Origin of the sequence: Bradyrhizobium sp. UFLA01-814 (assembly GCF_046718885.1) — a bacterium.
Lineage (GTDB): Bacteria > Pseudomonadota > Alphaproteobacteria > Rhizobiales > Xanthobacteraceae > Bradyrhizobium > Bradyrhizobium elkanii.
Window position 1 is genome coordinate 1 of sequence record NZ_JAQOSR010000168.1, and the last position, 18,730, is coordinate 18,730.

16 protein-coding genes are annotated in these 18,730 nt (G+C 61.2%); 6 read left to right on the top strand and 10 right to left on the bottom strand.

What is annotated here, in order from left to right:
* Window positions 1-121: 121 nt before the first annotated feature.
* Window positions 122-550, bottom strand: a complete 429-nt coding sequence (locus PMN64_RS34960) for a DoxX family protein (protein WP_157341680.1) — start codon at window positions 548-550, stop codon at window positions 122-124.
* A 312-nt stretch (window positions 551-862) separates the two neighbouring features.
* The gene (locus tag PMN64_RS34965; RefSeq protein WP_411784004.1) at window positions 863-1,210 is read right to left on the bottom strand and encodes a hypothetical protein; all 348 of its coding nucleotides are present in this window, start codon (window positions 1,208-1,210) and stop codon (window positions 863-865) included.
* On the opposite strand from PMN64_RS34965, the gene PMN64_RS34970 reads away from it, so the two are divergent.
* Entirely contained in the window at window positions 1,209-1,409 is a 201-nt protein-coding gene (locus PMN64_RS34970) for a hypothetical protein (RefSeq protein WP_411784005.1), read from the top strand. The genes PMN64_RS34965 and PMN64_RS34970 overlap by 2 nt on opposite strands.
* 371 nt (window positions 1,410-1,780) lie before the next feature.
* Here PMN64_RS34970 and PMN64_RS34975 read toward each other — a convergent pair whose 3' ends face one another.
* Both PMN64_RS34975 and soxC read right to left on the bottom strand, forming a co-directional pair.
* Entirely contained in the window at window positions 1,781-2,320 is a 540-nt protein-coding gene (locus tag PMN64_RS34975; RefSeq protein WP_157341672.1) for a c-type cytochrome, read from the bottom strand.
* Complete coding sequence (gene soxC / locus PMN64_RS34980) at window positions 2,307-3,578, bottom strand: sulfite dehydrogenase (RefSeq protein ID WP_411784014.1); 1,272 nt, start codon at window positions 3,576-3,578, stop codon at window positions 2,307-2,309. The genes PMN64_RS34975 and soxC overlap by 14 nt, the downstream gene beginning before the upstream one ends.
* A 1,046-nt stretch (window positions 3,579-4,624) precedes the next feature.
* On the opposite strand from soxC, the gene PMN64_RS34985 reads away from it, so the two are divergent.
* Both PMN64_RS34985 and PMN64_RS34990 read left to right on the top strand, forming a co-directional pair.
* Window positions 4,625-6,565, top strand: coding sequence for an adenylate/guanylate cyclase domain-containing protein (locus PMN64_RS34985; protein ID WP_411784006.1), 1,941 nt, complete (start codon window positions 4,625-4,627; stop codon window positions 6,563-6,565).
* 310 nt (window positions 6,566-6,875) lie between these two features.
* Window positions 6,876-7,076: a DUF6494 family protein gene (locus PMN64_RS34990; protein ID WP_157341670.1), complete on the top strand. Its 201-nt coding sequence runs from the start codon at window positions 6,876-6,878 to the stop codon at window positions 7,074-7,076.
* A 228-nt stretch (window positions 7,077-7,304) separates the two neighbouring features.
* Here PMN64_RS34990 and PMN64_RS34995 read toward each other — a convergent pair whose 3' ends face one another.
* The 4 genes from PMN64_RS34995 to PMN64_RS35010 form a co-directional block, all read right to left on the bottom strand.
* Window positions 7,305-7,727 (bottom strand): hypothetical protein, encoded by a 423-nt coding sequence (locus tag PMN64_RS34995; RefSeq protein ID WP_157341668.1) that lies wholly within the window; start codon window positions 7,725-7,727, stop codon window positions 7,305-7,307.
* 390 nt (window positions 7,728-8,117) lie between these two features.
* On the bottom strand, window positions 8,118-8,450 hold the full coding sequence (locus PMN64_RS35000) for a hypothetical protein (protein WP_157341666.1): 333 nt from the start codon (window positions 8,448-8,450) through the stop codon (window positions 8,118-8,120).
* 260 nt (window positions 8,451-8,710) lie between these two features.
* Window positions 8,711-9,550: a universal stress protein gene (locus tag PMN64_RS35005; protein ID WP_411784007.1), complete on the bottom strand. Its 840-nt coding sequence runs from the start codon at window positions 9,548-9,550 to the stop codon at window positions 8,711-8,713.
* Window positions 9,551-9,829: 279 nt separating this feature from the next.
* Complete coding sequence (locus PMN64_RS35010) at window positions 9,830-10,999, bottom strand: saccharopine dehydrogenase family protein (RefSeq protein ID WP_411784008.1); 1,170 nt, start codon at window positions 10,997-10,999, stop codon at window positions 9,830-9,832.
* A 658-nt stretch (window positions 11,000-11,657) separates the two neighbouring features.
* On the opposite strand from PMN64_RS35010, the gene PMN64_RS35015 reads away from it, so the two are divergent.
* Window positions 11,658-11,876: a hypothetical protein gene (locus tag PMN64_RS35015; protein ID WP_411784009.1), complete on the top strand. Its 219-nt coding sequence runs from the start codon at window positions 11,658-11,660 to the stop codon at window positions 11,874-11,876.
* 244 nt (window positions 11,877-12,120) lie between these two features.
* Here PMN64_RS35015 and PMN64_RS35020 read toward each other — a convergent pair whose 3' ends face one another.
* Both PMN64_RS35020 and PMN64_RS35025 read right to left on the bottom strand, forming a co-directional pair.
* A complete protein-coding gene (locus PMN64_RS35020; protein ID WP_411784010.1) occupies window positions 12,121-12,675 on the bottom strand; it encodes a thioredoxin family protein in 555 nt (184 codons plus the stop codon).
* A gap of 270 nt (window positions 12,676-12,945) precedes the next feature.
* Window positions 12,946-13,788, bottom strand: a complete 843-nt coding sequence (locus PMN64_RS35025) for a DUF1194 domain-containing protein (RefSeq protein ID WP_411784011.1) — start codon at window positions 13,786-13,788, stop codon at window positions 12,946-12,948.
* 1,123 nt (window positions 13,789-14,911) lie between these two features.
* Here PMN64_RS35025 and PMN64_RS35030 point away from each other — a divergent pair.
* Window positions 14,912-18,127: an alpha/beta fold hydrolase gene (locus PMN64_RS35030; protein ID WP_411784012.1), complete on the top strand. Its 3,216-nt coding sequence runs from the start codon at window positions 14,912-14,914 to the stop codon at window positions 18,125-18,127.
* A gap of 276 nt (window positions 18,128-18,403) precedes the next feature.
* Window positions 18,404-18,718 carry a co-chaperone GroES gene (locus PMN64_RS35035; RefSeq protein WP_411784013.1) on the top strand — a complete coding sequence of 105 codons (315 nt, stop codon included), beginning with the start codon at window positions 18,404-18,406 and terminating at the stop codon, window positions 18,716-18,718.
* Window positions 18,719-18,730 lie beyond the last annotated feature (12 nt).

Below are 18,730 nucleotides of genomic sequence, written 5' to 3' on the forward strand. Positions count from 1 at the left end.
GCTACCCCCGTCTATGCTGCCACTGAGCGCAGCGGGGGTACCGCGCCTTAAGGCTCGCCAGCGGCCCTGGCAAGACCTGAGCTAGGGCCGCATCCCACGGGCGAGCGATGCTCGCTCGAATTCACGCAGGAGCTTTTTGCAATCGCCGCTCCCAAGGCAGTGCCGGCACCTTCACGGCGAAAGCGCCGTCCCCGAGCAGCGCTTGGACGAGTAGCATTACGGCCCAGACAAACGGCATTTCCCATCCGCCTTCCACGAACCAAAAGTTCTTGCGGACCATCCAGAAGTGAGTTGCCCCCAGCATCATCGGCAACGTGTATAAGCTGACCCAACGAGTGTAGATGCCAAGCAGCAATAAAATCCCCGATGCGAACTCTGCGCTCAACGTGTACGTGAGCACCCATTCTGGATATCCGGCCTTCGATAGGCCGTTCCACCAAAGGCTGATCGGCTTCAAGATGAATTTGCCGTAGAGCGCTGCCAGGAACAGCCCGGCTATCGTAATTCGCAATATGAAGGCAGCGTAAGGCGCGGTCCTCTGGTCGATCATCGATATGCTCCCACTGAAACGGAAGCGCATGGTCCAATGCCGGCGGGACGGCCGGCGAATAGGAGCGCGACCGCAAATACGAATAAAAGAACGCTGTCATTGGAGGCGTAGCACCCGATACTGTCTATCCGTAAAAGCCCGGACGGCCGCTTGTTCGCGAGCGGGAGTGCGGCGAGCCCACCGTAATCGTCCGGGATAGAAATTCTCCCTGTACCGCAGCATATTCGCAGCGTACATCAAATTCATATTCGCGCTCGCCCGGCGGCCTTAACTGGCTGCCGGGCTTTTGCGCGCCAGCTTTTGGCGGTGCACTCAGTTCTTCTTGAGATCGCTTAACTTCCGCATGTAGTAACCTTGGCTCTGCACCACCTGCCTGATCTCCTCGCTCACCCTGATGACTCGCTTCTTGCTCTTGCGCCATTTTCCTTCCACGCCGATGTCCGGCACCGGAAATCCCTTTTTCACAACGAGCAGATCACGCCTAACGTTTGAATACACCTCGACCATGTCGTCTCCCAAAATCCTTGAAAGTATTGTTTGAGAGCAAAGCGCGGCTCGCAGAAATGCAACCGGCTCTTGAGCGACCGCCTGTGAATATCGAGGAAAATGTGCTGCGCTTTTATCCTGATGACGGGTTTTCTGTTTGGATGTTGTTCGCATGCCGCATCCAACGACCAACGAGTATCTCGATGAGTATGACCGGGAGCTAGACAAGATCGTCGCCGCCTGTGACGGCGATCCACGTAGCGCTCTCAAGGCTCTGTTGCTTGTCAACGAGCAGTTGGAACACATCCTAAACTGCTTGAACGCGGAACTGGTCAAGCACGTATTGCGGCATCGACGGCAGACGCTGCATTAAAATCTCAACGTCACTGTCCTGGCGCAGGGAAAGGCTCAATCAGCAAGAAGGCCGGGCTCGCGAGCAGGACGGCCCACCGGTCACCGACTTCAGCGTGTTGCGCAAGACACACCGCTCTTCGACCCGGACCGGCTTGACCATAAAGCTGCCGACCGATCTAGACGGCCGCGGCATTGATCCGAGACTCAGCACGTATGCGGTCGAGCTACACACCAAGGTGCTGAGCCGCGGCGGCAATAGCTATACCTATTTCGACCACGCGACATCGATCCGGGAGTAGGATGTCTGCTTCACCCCTGACAACGGGGCGAGAGCGGACAGTCCGGGATCGCCGCTTTGGGCCACAAGCGGACCAAGGTCCGGCCACGAAGCTACTTCGGATTGCGCGGGAACGGGATGAACCCGTCCTGGTTCGGCATTCTCACCTTGGGCAGCGACTGCGCGTCGATCACATCGTTCGATCCGACGATGCCGTTGAGATTGAGGATATAGGCGGATACCGCGTAGGCCTCGTCCGCGGTGAGCGATTTCGACTCCTGGAATGGCATTGCGCGACGCGTGTAGTCGAACAGCGTCGTTGCGTAGGGCCAATAACTTCCCACTGTCTTTATCGGTGTCTTGTCTGGCGCCAGTGTGCCCATGCCGCCGACGAGCGCTCCAGCGAGCGCGACACTGGGCTTTATTCCCTTCTCGCCGTGACAGGCCTGACATTTCGCTACATAGATGGCTTCCCCCTCGATTGCGGTACCACGACCAGGCGGCAGACCTGCGCCATCCGGTCCGATGCTGATGTCCCACGATGCGATATCGGCGGGCGCGATCGGTTGTCCGAACTGCGGGACTTGGGCCAGGGCCGCCGGTGCGACCGTCAGCATAGATGCGCAGACTGCAATGGGTTTAAGCGTAAACATTGCTGGCCTCCCCCTTCTCGTCGATGTGCCAGCTTGCGATGGCGTTGTAGTGGTAGACCCCACGCAAGCCGCGCTCCTCGGCGAACTGCGCGCGCGTTGGCTGCACCATGCCCGTGTCGTCGGTGGCGCGGCTCTGCAGCACGGCCGGACCGCCGTTCCATTGCCACGCTGCGCGGAAGCGCACGGGCGCCTTTGGCAGGATCAGGCCCTGCAAGGCCGCCGGCGCCCAGCTTTGTCCGCCATCGGCTGATACTTCGACTTGTCGGATGCTGCCGTTGCCCGACCAAGCGAGCCCGGAAATCTCGTAGAATCCCGGTCCCCTCAGCGCGAGTCCCGGCGACGGACGGGTGATGACGGATTTCACTTCGATCGGGAACACGAACTGCCAGGCCTTTTCATCCTTGAGTAGGATCGTGTATTTCGATGTTTCGTCTTTGGTCATGGCGGGGCCGGCAGTCAGCTTGAGCCGGCGCAGCCACTTCACGTTCATGTTGCCCTCGAAACCAGGCAGCAGCAGCCGCACGGGATAGCCGTTCGAGGGCCGCACTCGCTCGCCGTTCTGATAGAGACAGAGGAGCGCATCATCCATCGCCTTGGTAAGCGGGATGCTGCGGCTCATGGCGGCAGCATCCGCGCCCTCGGCGATCACCCAGCGCGCCTCAGGTTCGATGCCGGCTTCGTCGAGCAACGTGGAGAGCCGCACGCCGGTCCATTCCGAGCAACCCAGCAGGCCGTGAATAGCCGCCACGTTGAGTGGCTGGGCCTGAGGCGCGTTGAGCGCCTGGCTGTTGCCGCCACATTCGATGAAGGCGATGCGCGATTGCATCGGATAGCGCGACAGCGATTCGACCGTAAACACAAGCGGACGCTTGACAAGTCCATGGATCACCAGCCGGTGTCGATCGGGATCGATTTCCGGGACGCCGGAATGGCTACGCTCGAAATGCAGCCCGGATGGCGTGATCATTCCTTCGAGCATGTGCAGCGGCGTGCGTGACGCGCCGACACCGGCCGGGTTGGGGGGCGGCGGAAAGACTTTGACGACCTTGCTCTCGAACGGTGATGGCTGGCCGTAGCCCGCAAATCCCGGACCCGGGACCTTCATCCATGGCTGCACCGCAAGCGGTTCTGCCGATCCGCGGGACAGGCCCGCGCCGGTCGCACCGACAACGAGCGCGCCTTCAAGAAAGATGCGGCGGCTTAGAATTCCGTTGCCCGCCGCCGGATCGCCTGGTTCGGGATGAGTTTTTCTAACCATGAGCAGCACTCCCTTGTTGCGGTCAAATGAACTCGCGTGCCCGCGCGCACGGGCAGTGCGCGGTGAGACCGGCACAAAAGGACTGTCGGTTTTATTGAGAGTGCGATGCCTGCCGACGGCATTCCCAGCTGCCATTCGCCTCGAACGGAGACGTCGGCACGTCCCGTCTCGAAAAGCAGCTCCAAAGAAGACTACAGAATCCAACACCCATCCAAAAGAACTTCATATGGCCAGGATGTCGCACCAACAATCCGGTCAAGACCAATGGCTCCGATTTCCGAGTTGGGTCAAACGTGACCTCACCAGAGTGGCGGCTCTTGGCGCAAAGCGGACCTGAACGTCTGGGGACGGAGTGGTCCGGTGAGCGGTGCGAGCGATCACCGTACAAACCAAACCAGAGTTTTCCTGATCATTGATGGTATCGGAGGCAAAGCCGTGCGAGTGTGGAGGTGGCCCATACTGCAAAGCACGCGCGTCCACTTAGTCGATTGACTCCGATACTTACCGAAGCAGCCATTCCTGCGAGCGGTTTGAATTTTCCTGTGAATTCAAGACCAAGAAGTTAGCGCGGATATACCGTCGGGATTTGACCGCCAGCTTTCAAGCTTTGTACCTGCAAATCAACGCGGTAATGTCGTCCTAAATGATTGAATGGGAGTAGTGGGGCCGGTCGCTATCGCTCAGTTTGGCGTAGTTTTGGTAAGTCTATTCACATTCCTCTCTTGCTCGCGTTGTCGCTCCACTTAAGCCCGATCGAGGTCTGAAACCACCGCGCTTCCGCGAACAGGGTATTGTGGAGTACTAAGGCGCGCAGAACGGTCGGAAGCCACGAGAAGAAGTCCCACATTAAGAAATCGGCAGCAATTGGCGCAAACCGGACATCCTGCCTGATCTGCGTGTCGCAGATGGGCCAGGTGCGGACCTCTGGATGATCCTGCAGAACCGGAGGACCAGGGCGTAGCTTCGCTGCCAAGCACGCGGATCTGTCCTTTGGGACTGCGGATTTTGTGGTAAACTTCAGCAGTACCTCCCCAGGAGGACTGGGCGTGGAGCGGCAGCCTGTCCGACGCAGGCTCGCGGCGATCCTTGCTACAGACGTCGCGGGCTACAGCCGTCTCGTCGGCGCTGACGAGGAGGGCACCCTTGCCCAGTTTAAGGTTCTCCACCGCGAGCTTGTGAACCCCAAGATTGCCGAGCATCGCGGTCGGGTCGTTAAGACCACCGGGGACGGGGTGCTGGCTGAGTTCGCAAGCGTAATTGAAGCCCTCCGCTGTGCTGTTGAGATCCAACGGTGCATGGCTCAGCGAAATGCCGGCGTACCCCAAGACAAGCGCATCGAGTTCCGGATTGGTATTCACCAGGGAGACGTCATCATCGAGAAGGGTGACATCTTTGGCGATGGGGTCAACGTCGCTGCGCGCTTGGAGGGGCTTGCCCAGCCAGGAGGTATCTGTGTGTCCGCCCGTGTGCAGGAGGATGCGCGGGGCAAGTTCGACATTCCGTTGGAGGATACCGGCGAGCAGCAGCTCAAGAACATCGCTCGGCCGGTGCGCGTCTATCGAATACGGCCCTGCGATGCAGCGGCAAGTTCACAGTCCCCGTTACTGCTCTCCGACACGCCGCCGCTGGTTTCGTTTCCGATTGGCGGCCTCCCGTTGCGCCTCCGGCGGGTGCTTGACCTGCGGCGCGTTCGGATAGTTCTGATGATAGCATTGGTCCTCCTCATGACCAGCGGCGGTACAGGTTATTGGTACATCCGTCGAGGCGAGCCGCAGCCGCTGGATCATCGCCTGTCCATCGTCGTGCTGCCATTTACCAATTTAAGCAACGAGCCCGAGCAGGATTATTTTGCGGAAGGCATCACTGACGATCTGAGCGCCGATCTCTCGCGGATCCAGGACAGTTTCGTGATCGCACCAAACACGGCCCGGGCCTACAAGAACGTCGACCCAAAGCGCGTTGGCCGCGAACTCGGCGTTCGCTATGTTCTCGACGGCAGCTTGCGCCGGACGGAGACGATGGTTCGGATCAATGCCCGGCTGATTGATGCCCGGACCGGCGCCGAGGTTTGGTCGGAGCGCGTCGACGGTGATTGGTCCAAGTCGATGCAACTTCAGGATATCATCACCGGACGGCTGGCGCGGCGGCTTGATCTTGAACTGATTAACCAGGAAAGCCGCGACGCGGAGGTTGCGCGACCCAATAGGCCGGACGCTGTCGATCTGACGATGCGAGGGTGGGCCGTGCTGAACCGACCCTATTCGCGCGAGCAGTTGGCGCAGTCTCACGCCCTCTTCGAGCGCGCGCTTCAGATCGATCCCAACTTCCCAAAGGCGCTGGTGGGCCTGGCAAACACTTTGGCAGTGGAGGTTAACTATCGCTGGATTGATGCGCCGGTGGACCAGCTGCAGCGTGCCGAGAACGCCGTAGGCCAGGTCCTGTCAAAGTTTCCCAGTGACGCAATGGCACATTTTGTAAAGGGAGAAATCCAACGGGCCAGAGGTAGGAACGTTGAAGCCGCGGTCGGTGAGTACCAAGAGGCAATCGCGATCAACCCCAGCCTCGCCCCGGCCCATGGCTCACTCCGTGCCGCCAAGATCCGCGTCGGCCGTTCCGCCGAGGCATTTGCTCCGCTTCAAATGGCCATTCAGCTCAGCCCCCGTGATCCGCTGTTGAGCACGTGGTACTTCTACATCGGCCATGCGCACAGCCATCTCGGGCAGTATGACGAGGCGATCGATTGGTGCCGCCGCTCCATCACGTTGAGCCCGTTCTGGATTTGCTACGCAGACCTCGCCGCCGCCAACGCCCTGACGGGACATGAGCGTGAAGCTCACGCTGCTGTCGCCGAGCTTCGTCGGCTCAAGCCGAATTACACCGTCACTGACTGGTTGCAGGATGGGAAGGGGTGGTCCGATAACGTCACGTTCCTGGCCGAATTTCAGCGCATTGCCGAGGGTTTGCGCATGGCGGGTCTGCCGGAGTGAGCTGGCGAGACCGTAGCAAAAGCCGCGTTCGCGTGTCGGATATCAGCTCCGCGATATCGCTTCGGTCGCTCAGGCGCGTCAGTTCGGAAGTCCGGAATGGGTCACAAGCGGCGGTCGGGGACAGCGCCAGCCGTGTCCGGTCCACCTCAAACGGCCGACCTTGCAGCCTCAGGTGTAGTCTTCAGCTCCGGGCCGGCGTTGTAGGCACTCAGGTTGACGAGGAGGTCGGCGGCGACGCGAGTTGGGTCTCGATGTTTGGCTTTTGCTCGCCTCATGTTAGACTTCGCCTGCCCGACCAGGGAGAACAGCCATGACCGCCGAGTTCGACGAAGACCGCTTCAATATGGCTATCCGTAAATTTCTGAAGCATGTCGGAGTTACATCGCAGCGTGAAATTGAGAACCTGGTGCGTAGCGGGGCGGTGAAAGGTGGCAAGCTCAAACTGCGAATGACCCTGTCCGCTGAGGGGACGCCGCTGAAACATGAAGTCGAGGAAACAATCGCACTCTGACGATGTCCCGGCTGCCCGGCATTGCCGCCCTCTTGGTGGAGCATTCAATCCTGTTGATTTCTAGCAACGATTGCTTTGGGTCATTCGCGACCGACCCAACCGATCCTGCCTGCCGTTTGATGTCTGCTTTTTCCCCGAAAGCGACCCACTACTGCGCGGCGACGAAATGACGTGATGAGCCCATGAGCCGACATCGCTCCAATCAAGTAGCGATACTTGTCAGGCTCCCTAGCGGCCGTAGGGGAAGCAGCGGTCGCGATTGAGTGTGAGACCGAAATGCGCTCCCAGCGCAGCGATGGCCGCGCCCTGCTGGGGATAAGGATCGGCATTGGATGCGGCAACGATGATCATCCGGAACCCGTCGCGATCATTGCCACCCGGTGGCAGCATCGCTGTAGTCAGTGCATTGCCCTCCCTGTCGCGCAACGTGAGGAAAAGCGGCATCTCTCGCTGCACATGGGCCTCGAGGCCGATGTCGCGCTCGATCGCATTGGGCCGCTCCGGACGCCAGGACTGGACTGCCTTCTCCCGCTCGCGGCGGAAATATTTCTCGACTGTGTGGCTCATCAGGCGTGACTCGTGCGCCGCTTCACCTTCCGTCTCGATACGGAACCAGGTCTTTCCGTTCGGCGCGTCGCAAACATACTGCATTTCGCCCGTCCTGCGATCGCCGCAATTTTAGGGCGACGGGCCTGTAAAGCCAATATGAGTTTCGCTCCCGTATAACGCTGCACGATCGTATAATCGGGAGTTCGGCTGCAACACCGCGCGACTATTGCCTGAGAGGCGATGGTAGAACTCAGATCTGATGAACCAAACGCAACCGGCACCGCCGTGCCTACGCATCCATCGGACTTCCGCTATACGCCGTTAGCGACCAAAGCCGCGCGGCGCTACAATATGTCGCGAAGGGCCATTCTGCGAATCGGGAGGAGGACCGCTCCTGGCGCAAAGCGGACATATGTTTGGAGCGCTACGTCAGCAACGGCCAACGGCCGACATCGCAGGTGCAGTCCTCTAAGCACCTTCCTGTGTGACGACCTAGCGTTCACGCGCTGGATGAGCCTTCACGAATGATGACGCATCCGTCTCTATATCCACCAGAACCTCCCCGGCGAGAATTTCGGGGTCTCCAAGATCAAGGTCATGCAAGCTTGCTTGAACAAATGCCAGTACTCTATCGTTCGCCGCGATGGCGCTTTCTCGGTCGTCGAATATCATCACAGCGACGCCGACGCCTTCGCCCCCGTCCAATACATAATAAGATCTGAAGCCGTGCGATTCCCTTAGGATCTGACCGATGCCACTTTTCGCGCGGCGAGCAGCATCCGCGACCGAACGAACCTTGGTGTACTTTCGAATGACCATGTACATGAGGCCACCTGCGCGTTTCCGGCCCCTCGCATCAAAGCATATCGGGCCATCACTGGACTAGGGTCTTGTGGCGCAAGCCGGACCTAGTCAGGGATGGATCTCTTATCGGTCAGAGATAAAGCCAAAGGCCCTAAGGAATTGCCGCGGCTGACAGGGCGCGAGGAAGGCGCACTCCTGCGTTGGGCATGCTGCGGTAGAAAGCAATTCTATGTCTGCTCGCGCCGCACTGCGTCGGAGGCGGAGCGAATTGTACCGCAGTTCTAATGCGCCATCAGGACGGGTAAATCCGCGTGTTCCATGATATAACTGGTCGCGCCACCGAATATCATTTGCCGCAGCCTGTTGCGGGTAAAGGCTCCTTTTATCAACAGATCGCAGCCTTGCGCTCTGGCGGCATCAAGAACCGCCTCACCTGTGTCGCGGTCTTTCAGTTCAATGCTCACTAGGTTGGCCGCAATGTCGTTGTACCGCAATTGTCGGACAATGTGGTCGGCAGATGGGCCTGGTACCGCTTGTCCGGCAATCACGGTCAGCACCGTTACTCGTTCTGCCAGACGAAGCAGCGGCATGGCAAAAGCGTTGACCCGAGCCTGCTCGGTACTACCGTTCCAGTGGATCACAATGTTTGTCGCGATGCTTCTCGGCGCGTCTGGTGGCGCCAGTAGAACGGGTCTACCGCTCTCAAACAGTGCGGATTCAATGGCGCGCCGGTGAGGGCCGGCAGCATCAACGTCCGACCGCGGCATTACAATGACGTCGAAAGCACGCCCATAACTTCCAACAAAGTCTTCACCCTCAGGCGCGGTTTCCAGCCAGCCGAAGCATGGTCGGCTCGCGCGCGCAGTGGCTGGAGAAATATCGTGCTTTAGCATGAACGCTTCGAACAAACGGTGCATTTCGGCCAACTCTTCCTGGCTCTTCGCATTGCAAGAATCAAAAGGGATGCCGGTGGCTAATTCTGCGACTAAATATGGAGGGATACCGAACCGGAGCGGAAAGCCTTCGATGTAGGCGCCGGTACGTTGCGCGAGGCGTGTGGCGGCCTCGAGTGTGGATGCCATGGTCGCAATGTTTTGGATCGGGACCAAGATCGTCTTCATTCTCAACCCCCGTGTTTCAGGTGAACATTGACTTACAACGTCTAGTTGCTCTTGAAGCTAACGGCTTGCGACTGAGGCTGATAGAATCCTCCGGTCGCAGTGCAAATCGTTATTAAAATGCCGAGCGATTAGCCCTCCATGTTAGCACTGCCCGGCGGGCTGTTCGACATCGGGCAAAACACGGTCACGTCGCCAGCGAGCAAGCCGGCGAACGCCAGTCCGCGCTTTCGTGGGCTACGATCCACGTAATCCTGCAAGGTGCTGCAATTCTGGGCGCTCTTAACGCGCGTGGAAGGTGAGGCCGGCGCGCTCCTTCAGACGCTTGAGCAAGGCCGGCCCCATGAGCGCGCCCGGCGTCCAGATGCCGCCCTCGCCCTGCACGTCGCGCGCAAGGCAGAGAGCGCTTTCGGTGATCATCTTGCTGGTCGAGCCATAGCCCGGATCGCCGTCACCCGTGACGACCGCCTCGACCCGTCCACCGTCCGGCAGCTCGCCTAGGAAGAGGATGTCGTAGAAGCCCTTCTCGCGCTGTTCCCGAGTTGGGCCCGCGCCGGGGGTGAGACCGCCGGTCCCGAGCAAGGAAACCAGCGTGGCGAACGTCTCCGTCGTCGCCCGAACGATATCCCCCAATCCCGGCGCGACCATCATCTCGTCGTAAACGAAATCCGTGCCGTAGGGATGCCCTAACAGGAAATTCGTGCGGTGCACGTTCTTGGTGTTGACCGGCGCCATGGGGAACGGCACGAGCAAGACGTTCATGCTCGGGTCGTATTCGGGGATGAGGCCCGACGGCTGAGACGGCCCGGTGAACCCCGGCGTCAACGCGAAGGGGTCGGTCAGCAGCCGGATCAGGGCCGGGTCGCGCGCGGCGGCCGCAAGCGTCGCCTGGGCGCTCGCTGCGGTGCCGCCAGACATGCCGCCTTTCGCCTTGCGCAGGCGGGCGTTAACCCGCCGCGCGGGGTGTCCGAATTTCTCGCGCGCCCTATCCTGTAGCGTGAGCACGCCGAGATCGAACGGGACGGAATCAAAGCCGCAGGAGAAGACGATGCGTGCGCCGGTCCGTTTCGCCTCTTCGTGATGGGCGTCGATCATGCGCCGCATCCATGCCGGTTCGCCGCACAGGTCGACATAGCCAGTGCCCGTGGCCGCGCAGACCGCCACAAGCTCGGAGCCGTAGAGCTGATAAGGCCCGACCGTCGTGATAATCACGGCCGCACGCTCGCACATCGAACGCAGGCTGGCCGACTCGCCGGCATTCGCTTTCATCAAAGGCAAATCGTCTGGTGCGCCGATGTCGGCACGGACCTTCTGAAGCTTTTCGGTCGAGCGTCCCGCGATTGCCCAGGACGGAGCATCGTCGCCCCGATAGGACGTCGCCAGATATTCGGCGATGAGACGGCCGGTGTAACCCGTCGCGCCATAGACGATGAGGTCGAAGTCCCGCTTCACGATGCTGGTCCTCCTCGAGACCCGGGAGAGCGCTACCCCTTACTCGGTCGGGTCTTTCGCCGGCTGGATCGCACCAGCTTGCGTGGCGCACCCATTCGATCACCTCGTCGGCGCAGGCCGAGTCGCGCCCAAGTGGTGGGATGCCAGGCCATTTTGCGTTGCCCCGGAGCCCGGCGAGAACACGAGGAGTCGCAACAAATGCCCTTCGAGGGGCAGCCGCTTTCAGCGAACCGTCCCACCGCGTTGACGGAGGATACCACAGTTCCGGTCCTGGGGCGCGCAACGTCCGGTTGGAGTCAATAGGCCGTTTTGACCGCGGGTGAGCCACTTCCGGTTTAGCTGGATAGCGGACAGTTTCCGTGCGGGTTCCAGACGGGCCCGGCGCTGACAGCCGCGCCGCCCCGTCGGCCGTGTCGAGCCCGGAAGACCTTATTCCCCTGCGGAGCGCGGGGCTAAGGTCCCCGTGCGCGCGGCACCGTCCGCGGGGCATCACCAGTGATTGACACGGGGCTCCCGCTCCCGGTTTTCGTCCCTTAGCGTGCGCGGAAGTACATGGGCGATCGCGCGGGGTTGATCCTCGGGGGCGGTCCAATCGCGTACCGCCCAATTTTCGTGTGCTACTTAGTTGGGTAGAAAACGGTAGCAGGAAAAGCAGATCATGACTGACGATCAGGTCAATCTTACCGTTCAGCACCTTTGCGAGCAATTGCACCTGGCGCTCCGATTGAAGGGCAGCGAGGCACACCCAGCAAACGCCAAGGATATTGGGTTCGATCCTGCCTCTATAAGGACTGTATTGCTGAGCGGCTTGCGTTCGGCGGGGGTCACGATCCACCACGAGGCCGCCGGGACCAGCGAAGAGCCGCCGTGGTCCTAGACACAAAACGCGGGATAGACGCCCCGCGCCAATGTCCCAGTTGGGGCATTTTCGACCGACTTAGCCGGTTATCTCACCGGTTGATGTCCGTGCTGCCCCGGAAGCAGAATTGAAGGAGAAGGGGGCGGCGAATGCGACCCCGGCAGCGGCCGCAGGGCCCTCGCGACGCCGCCAGTCAAATCGCACCTGTGCAGCAAATGCACACGGCGGTCTCAGATACGAAACATACTGACAGCGATCGGCTTCATTCGTCCTTCCATTTGATCGAGCAGCCAATAGACGCCTTTTGGTCAGCCGGCGCCAGACCGGTGGTCGCAATCGTGCGCATGGCCTCGACAAGCTCTCGGGGCGCCCCCGCGCGAGGCGGAGTTGTGCGCCCTTCGTCGAGCCGGCCGCGATACTTGAGCTTGCGGTCGGCACTGTAACCGAAGAAGTCCGGCGTACAGACCGCCCCATACGCCCGAGCGACTGTCTGGGTCTCGTCGTGGAGATATGGAAACGGGAAATCATGAGCCTTCGCGAAACGCTTCATGTTCTCAAATGAGTCTTCGGGATAGCTCGCCGCATCGTTCGAGCAAATCGCCGCAAAGCCTATGCTCTCCGACATCAGCACGCGGGCGTCCGAAACCATGCGGTCGATCACCGCCTTAACATAGGGACAATGGTTGCAGATGAAGACGACGACCGTGCCTTTTTTGCCCGCAACGTCGTCCAGTGCGTAAGTCATGCCGTCGGTGGCTGGAAGCCGGAACTCTGCCGCCGGCGTATCAAGAACGAGTTGGGTAGCTGGTGTCGCCATATCGCACCTCCTCGTGCCCCATATACGCTGATGACGGCCTGCTGGGGCACAGTTTTCAAAACTTGCTCGCCAGTCGCGTCGTTTCGGCTATACGTCAGCCGTTTCCGGTCGACCCTTAACAGCCGCCATTTGGATGAGCCCGGGAATTCGTCGGTGTGGGCCACGAATGGACGTTAGCACTTCCAATGCTCCGGCGCGCGGGGCGGCGACCATAATATGCTGCTGTCCAAAGTTTGTTCGTCCGGCGGCTCTGAATGATTGCCTCGAGACTCACCGCCGGCCGCGCTCCTGCGATTTTTTTTCGCCGATCAGACAGGGCACCCGAGGCTCTTTCTCGGCGGCTGGGACGATCAAGCTCTCTGGCGTGAGGCCCGCAACTTCGCGAACAAGCTTGGTCCGGATCGCTTCCTGGAATTTTTCGCGATCTTTGATCGTCATGACGAAGGCGCCCGGCCCTCCGATCACGCAGTCCTCGTAATAGAGATCGAGATTCTCGATATCGGTCGTCGAGAGGGATGGCTCCTTCACCATGATCGGGAGGCCGTTGATAATGATGCCTTTCTCCAGGGCAGCGTCGCGGGCGCCGGTTACGGGGGCTCCGTCGTTGTTCGGCCCATCGCCGGAAATATCGATGACGCGCCGCAACCCGCGATAGGGGTTCTCTTCGAAAAGCTGCACCGCGAAATCAATCGCGCCGGAAATCGAGGTACTCGAACCTCGACGAACCGGCGCTTTCATGATCTCGGCAGCCACGGCATCCGCCGATTCCGGGCCGTCGATCACGCGCCAGGGAATGATGATCTTCTCGTCGCCCGACATCGACCACTCGAAATAGGTCACGGCCACCTTGCTGCCAGGAATGGCCTTCAGCGCGTGAAGGAAGTCTTTCGAGACGATGGCATGCGCGTAGCCCTCGCGCTGTATGGCAAGTTCGCCCATATCCATCGAATAGGAGACGTCGACTGCGATAACGAGCTCGACATTGACGGACTGTACACTGCGGTTGGTGTCGGCGAATCGAGAGTTCGGGGTCGGCGCGGCAATGCCCGCAACGTCACCTCCCACGATCGCCCCCGCAACAAGCACCGCCCCGACCGAGACACACCTGCGCATGGTGGCTCTCCCGTCCTTTCACGAGCATGGTGACACCCAGAACGCACTCCGAAAAGCGGAAACATGCAATTGCCCGGACCCCGCTGGAGATTCTGCGCTGTCTGCGCCCTTCGGATCGCAATCGCTCACGCCAGTACACGATGAACCCCTCGCCGGAGGCACTCGGTCACGCATTTGCCTGCGGCGTCGCTATCACTAATGCGCGCGCCGGGTGCCGTTATTGACCGGTCTCGGGGCCGCACTCGTTCGCGCGTCTGCCTGCGGCACCGCTATCACCTGACACGCGACCGGGTGCGTTTTCTCTGGCCTCCGCGTTGCTCCAGCGTTTGACCGTTCAGCCATTCCGGGACTGATAACAATTCTCTGATGCAGCCACACCAGACCGGTCGCTTCAAGGCCAAGCCCTACGGGCGCTTCGCGGCCTTGACCCGTCCGGTCTGGCGCGGCATGGGGCTTGGCATGGATCTCGGGCACCCGAGAACCAGCACCAAGCGATCGTTGAGGGGCTCGCTGTCTGCGATTTGCTTCGGTCTTTTTTGCTAGTGCATCGGGAGAAAATGCTCTCCGTCGCTCAATATAGCCATGCAGCCCAGCTGGCTGCTCGCTTCTGCAGGCCTGCGACTGCTACGCATGGCTGTTGCGAGTTGCCCCAACGAGCTGTCCTGGGGAAAGAAGCCGAGCAGGTCCGGGCTCCCGACCATGGTCGGCATGGGGGGGGCCCAGAGCTCCAGGCTGGCGGTCTCGGATGAGACAGGAAGGCGGGACGCAGGCGAACCCTCAGTTCAAGGAAGGCAACTCTTGGCCCAAACCGAACGTTATGCCGGTGCCGCATGTCTCGGAAGGGCCAAGCAGGCGACTTGGCGGGGAGGGCGGCCCTTGGCGCAAAGCGGTCATTCTGCCGGATCCGCACGCCTCTGCAGGGCCAAAGGCTGACGTTACGCTCGGCTCTCCGGTGGGGTCACAATAGGTTGGGCAGGACGATGACTGGGATTGCGCTGGCACTCCGGGCGGTGCAGACCGCGGCCATTTCTTGCCGGCAAGCGGGGACCACGATTGTGTACGGCCGTAGGCGGCGCTAGACTCCTCCGACTAAAGATCGACGCTCTTGCTCTGGGAGGTCGATATGGACCTGGCGGACTGGCTGCGACGCCTCGGGTTAGACCAGTACGAAAGCGCATTTCGTGACAATGACGTGGACACGGAGACGCTGCTCAGCCTGACGGCAGAGGATTTGCGTGAGCTCGGCGTCACGTCACTGGGACATCGCAAGAGGCTCCTCTCGGCGATCGCCGCCTTATCCCAGCCGCGTGACGGAGAGGTGGAGGACGATAGCGGGCTGCCGGTGCAGGAAGTCAGTTCCTCGCCGCCGTCGAGGAAAATTGAGCGCGCCGAGCGCCGTCATCTGACAGTGATGTTCGCCGACCTTGTCGGGTCGACTGCCCTCTCGGTGCGTCTGGACCCAGAGGACATGAGAGAGATCCTTGCTGCCTACCACCAGGCGGTTGCAGCGGCGGTGGCGCGCTTCGAGGGATACATCGCCAAGCTTATGGGCGACGGCGTGCTCGTCTATTTCGGCTGGCCGCAGGCACATGAGGACGAGGCCGAACGTGCCGTGCGCGCCGGGCTTGCAATCGTGGAAGCCGTAGGGAGGCTAGACAAACGAGCGGGTGTCGCTCTTTCCACGCGTGTCGGGATCGCAACGGGGCCGGTCGTCGTTGGCGACCTCATCGGGGAAGGGGCTGCCCAGGAGGAGGGAGTTGTCGGGGCCACGCCCAACCTCGCAGCGCGTCTGGAGCAGCTCGCAGAACCCGGTGCTGTGGTGATCTCCGAAAGCACACGGCGCCTCCTTGGCAGCTGGTTCACACTCACCGATCTGGGCCCCCAGCAGATCCGGGGGATCGAAGCCCCGCTACCGGCGTTCCGCGTTCTGGGCGAAGCGGCAGCCGAGGGTCGGTTCGAGGCCTTGCGACGCGCCGATGTTGGCCCGCTGATCGGACGCGAACACGAACTCGCTCTCCTCCTCGACCGCTGGGAGATGGCCAAAAGCGGCGAGGGGCAGGTCGTGCTGCTATCCGGCGAGGCCGGCATCGGCAAGTCCCGGATTGTCCTTGCACTCCGCGAGCGTGTCCGAAACGAACCTCGGTTCCGGATCGGGTATTACTGTTCGCCCCATCATGCGAACAGCGCGCTCTGGCCTGTAGTCACCCAGCTCCAGCGGGCGGCCGGGTATCTCCGTGAGGATGCACCCTCGTTGAAGCTCGAAAAGCTGGAGCGGCTTCTCGGCACGGCCGGCGAGTTCGGGGAGGACGCGGCGCTGTTGCTCGCCGAGCTGATGGGGCTGCCGCTCAATGGACCCTACGCGGCGCCAGGAGGGACGCCGCAAGAGAAGAAGGCGCGGCTCTTTGGCATACTCTTGGCACAGATGGAGGGGCTTTCGCGACAGCGGCCGATGCTGGTCGTCCTCGAGGACGCGCATTGGCTCGATCCGACGTCGGCGGAGCTGTTTGAGCGAATGGTGGACAGGATCCGGGTTCTGCCAATCCTTCTCGTCACAACCTTGCGGCCTGACGTGCCGACGCCCTGGACGAATTTTCCGCACGTCACATTGCTCAGCCTCAACCGCCTCGGGCGGCCAGCATCGCGAACGCTCATCCAGATGGCGGCGGGTGAACGGTCGCTTCCGCCAATCGTGATCGAAGCCATTCTCTCGCGTACGGAGGGTGTGCCTCTGTTCGTCGAGGAATTGACGAAAGCGGTCATCGAATCGGCGATCTGGAAGACAACGGCTGGCGACAGCGATCTCGAGCTCGCCGGACCACCTCCGCCGCCGGCCATTCCGGCGACGCTGCAGGATTCGCTCATGGCGCGTCTCGACCGCCTGGCTCCGGCACGCGAGGTAGCACAGATCGCCGCCTGCATCGGTCGGGAGTTCGATGAGGACGTCGTCAGGGCGGTCGCCGGATATCCCGAGGCGCAGCTGGCGGCGGCGCTTGGTCAGCTCTGCCAGGCGGGACTCATCCAACGACGTGGGACGCCGCCCCATCATGCGTACAGCTTCAAGCACGCGCTCGTCTGCGACGCGGCCTACGCCACCTTGCTCAAATCGTCCCGTCAGCAGCTGCATGCGCGCGTCGCACAAGCGATCGAGCTGTTGCGGCCGGAGATCGCGGTGGGCCAGCCCGAGATCGTCGCCCATCATTTTATCGAAGGCGGCCTGCCCGACCAGGGGGCAATTTATCTGATGGCTGCCGGTCGGCTGGCAAAGGCGCGGCATGCTGTCAAAGAAGCTGTATCCCAACTTGAAACGTGCCTGCAGCTCACGACACGTCCTCGAGGCGATGCAGCGCCGCCCGCCCGGCGCATCGAGCGCGAGTGCCTCCTGATGCTCGGTGACTTGGCCGGCGTCGACGACGACCTTGATGGAGCGAACGCCTGCTACGAGCGCGCCATGGCGCTCGGCGAGACCGACGCTGACCGCGACCGCGCGCGCAATTGCATTCATCGTGCCAGGTACGCGGTGCGGGACGGTGCACGGCTCGTCTTCTACGAGCACGGCAGCGGCGAGCCGACCGTCGTTTTCATAAATCCGATCGTATACGGGCTTGCGACCTTTGAGCCGATTCTCGAGCAGCTTTGCCAGGAATTCCGTGTCATCACGGTCGACTGCCGGGGGGCCGGACGATCCGACCCTCTCGTGCGCCCTTACTCAACCCTCCAACACATGGAGGACCTCCGCGCGATTATCCAGGCGGCGGCCGCCGCCCCAATCATCGGTGTCGGCATCTCGCGCGGCTCAAACCTGCTCATCCAGCTTACTCATAGGCACCCGGAACTCGTCGGAAAGATCGTGACGGTGGGCACGCCGATGATTGGAACGCTGCCGAACGGGCGCCCGGTTTTTAACCCGGATTACACAGCGCTTCGTCAGGACGCCTACGCGCGGGGCGCCGCTGAGGAACTAGTTCGCTTGCAAACACGGTATGTCTACAGCGAGCCAGATACCGACGAGCTGCGGCGGATGGCCTCCGAGCGCATGTGCAGGTTGCCGATTGAGACGATCCTTAGCTTCTACGATCCGGACCCAGGCATGGACATCGCGCCGCTGCTCGAATCGATCGCCGTCCCAACCCTCGTTACCCACGGCCGCGAAGACCGGCTCGTCACATGCGAGGCCAGCGTATTCATCGCGTCTCGCATTGTCGGCGCGCAGCTCTATCTCTTCGACGGCAGGGGACACAACCCGATGTTCTCGGCTACCGACGAGTTTTGCGATGTGCTTCGCGATTTCATTCGGACAGGATGCGCGGAAAGAACGTTTCGAGGGTCGGCGGCGGCGTGAACCAGGGTCTCAAACAACTGCCTGGCCGCGCAGAGCATGACGGCGCCCGAATACCCGAACGTCACTGACGCGCAGCGAATGTCTCAATTGGGATTTGGCGGGGAGGGCAGCTGTTGGCGCAGAGCGGTCATTCTGCCGGACCCGCACGTCTTTGAACGGCTAACAAGCGGCATGGGTTGAAGCCCTTGCGCCCAAGTGTCACTGGCCCATGTGAGGAGGGGCGAGCAATCGCTCATTGCGACTGCCAGCCCAGCACTAGAAGCCAAGGAGGATCGCATGAAATTCCGTCCGCTTCACGACCGCGTCGTGGTCAAGCGCATCGAGGCCGGACAGAAGACCGCAGGCGGCATCATCATTCCCGACACTGCCAAGGAAAAGCCCTCCCAGGGCGAAGTCATCGCCGTCGGCCCGGGTGGCCGCGACGAGAGCGGCAAGCTGATTCCGATTGATATCCAGGTCGGCGACCGCGTGCTGTTCGGCAAGTGGTCGGGCACTGAAGTCAAGATCGACGGCCAGGAGCTGTTGATCATGAAGGAGAGCGACATCATGGGCGTTGTTACCGACGTCGCCGGCTCCAAGAAGGCGGCCTGACGCCGACCGCCG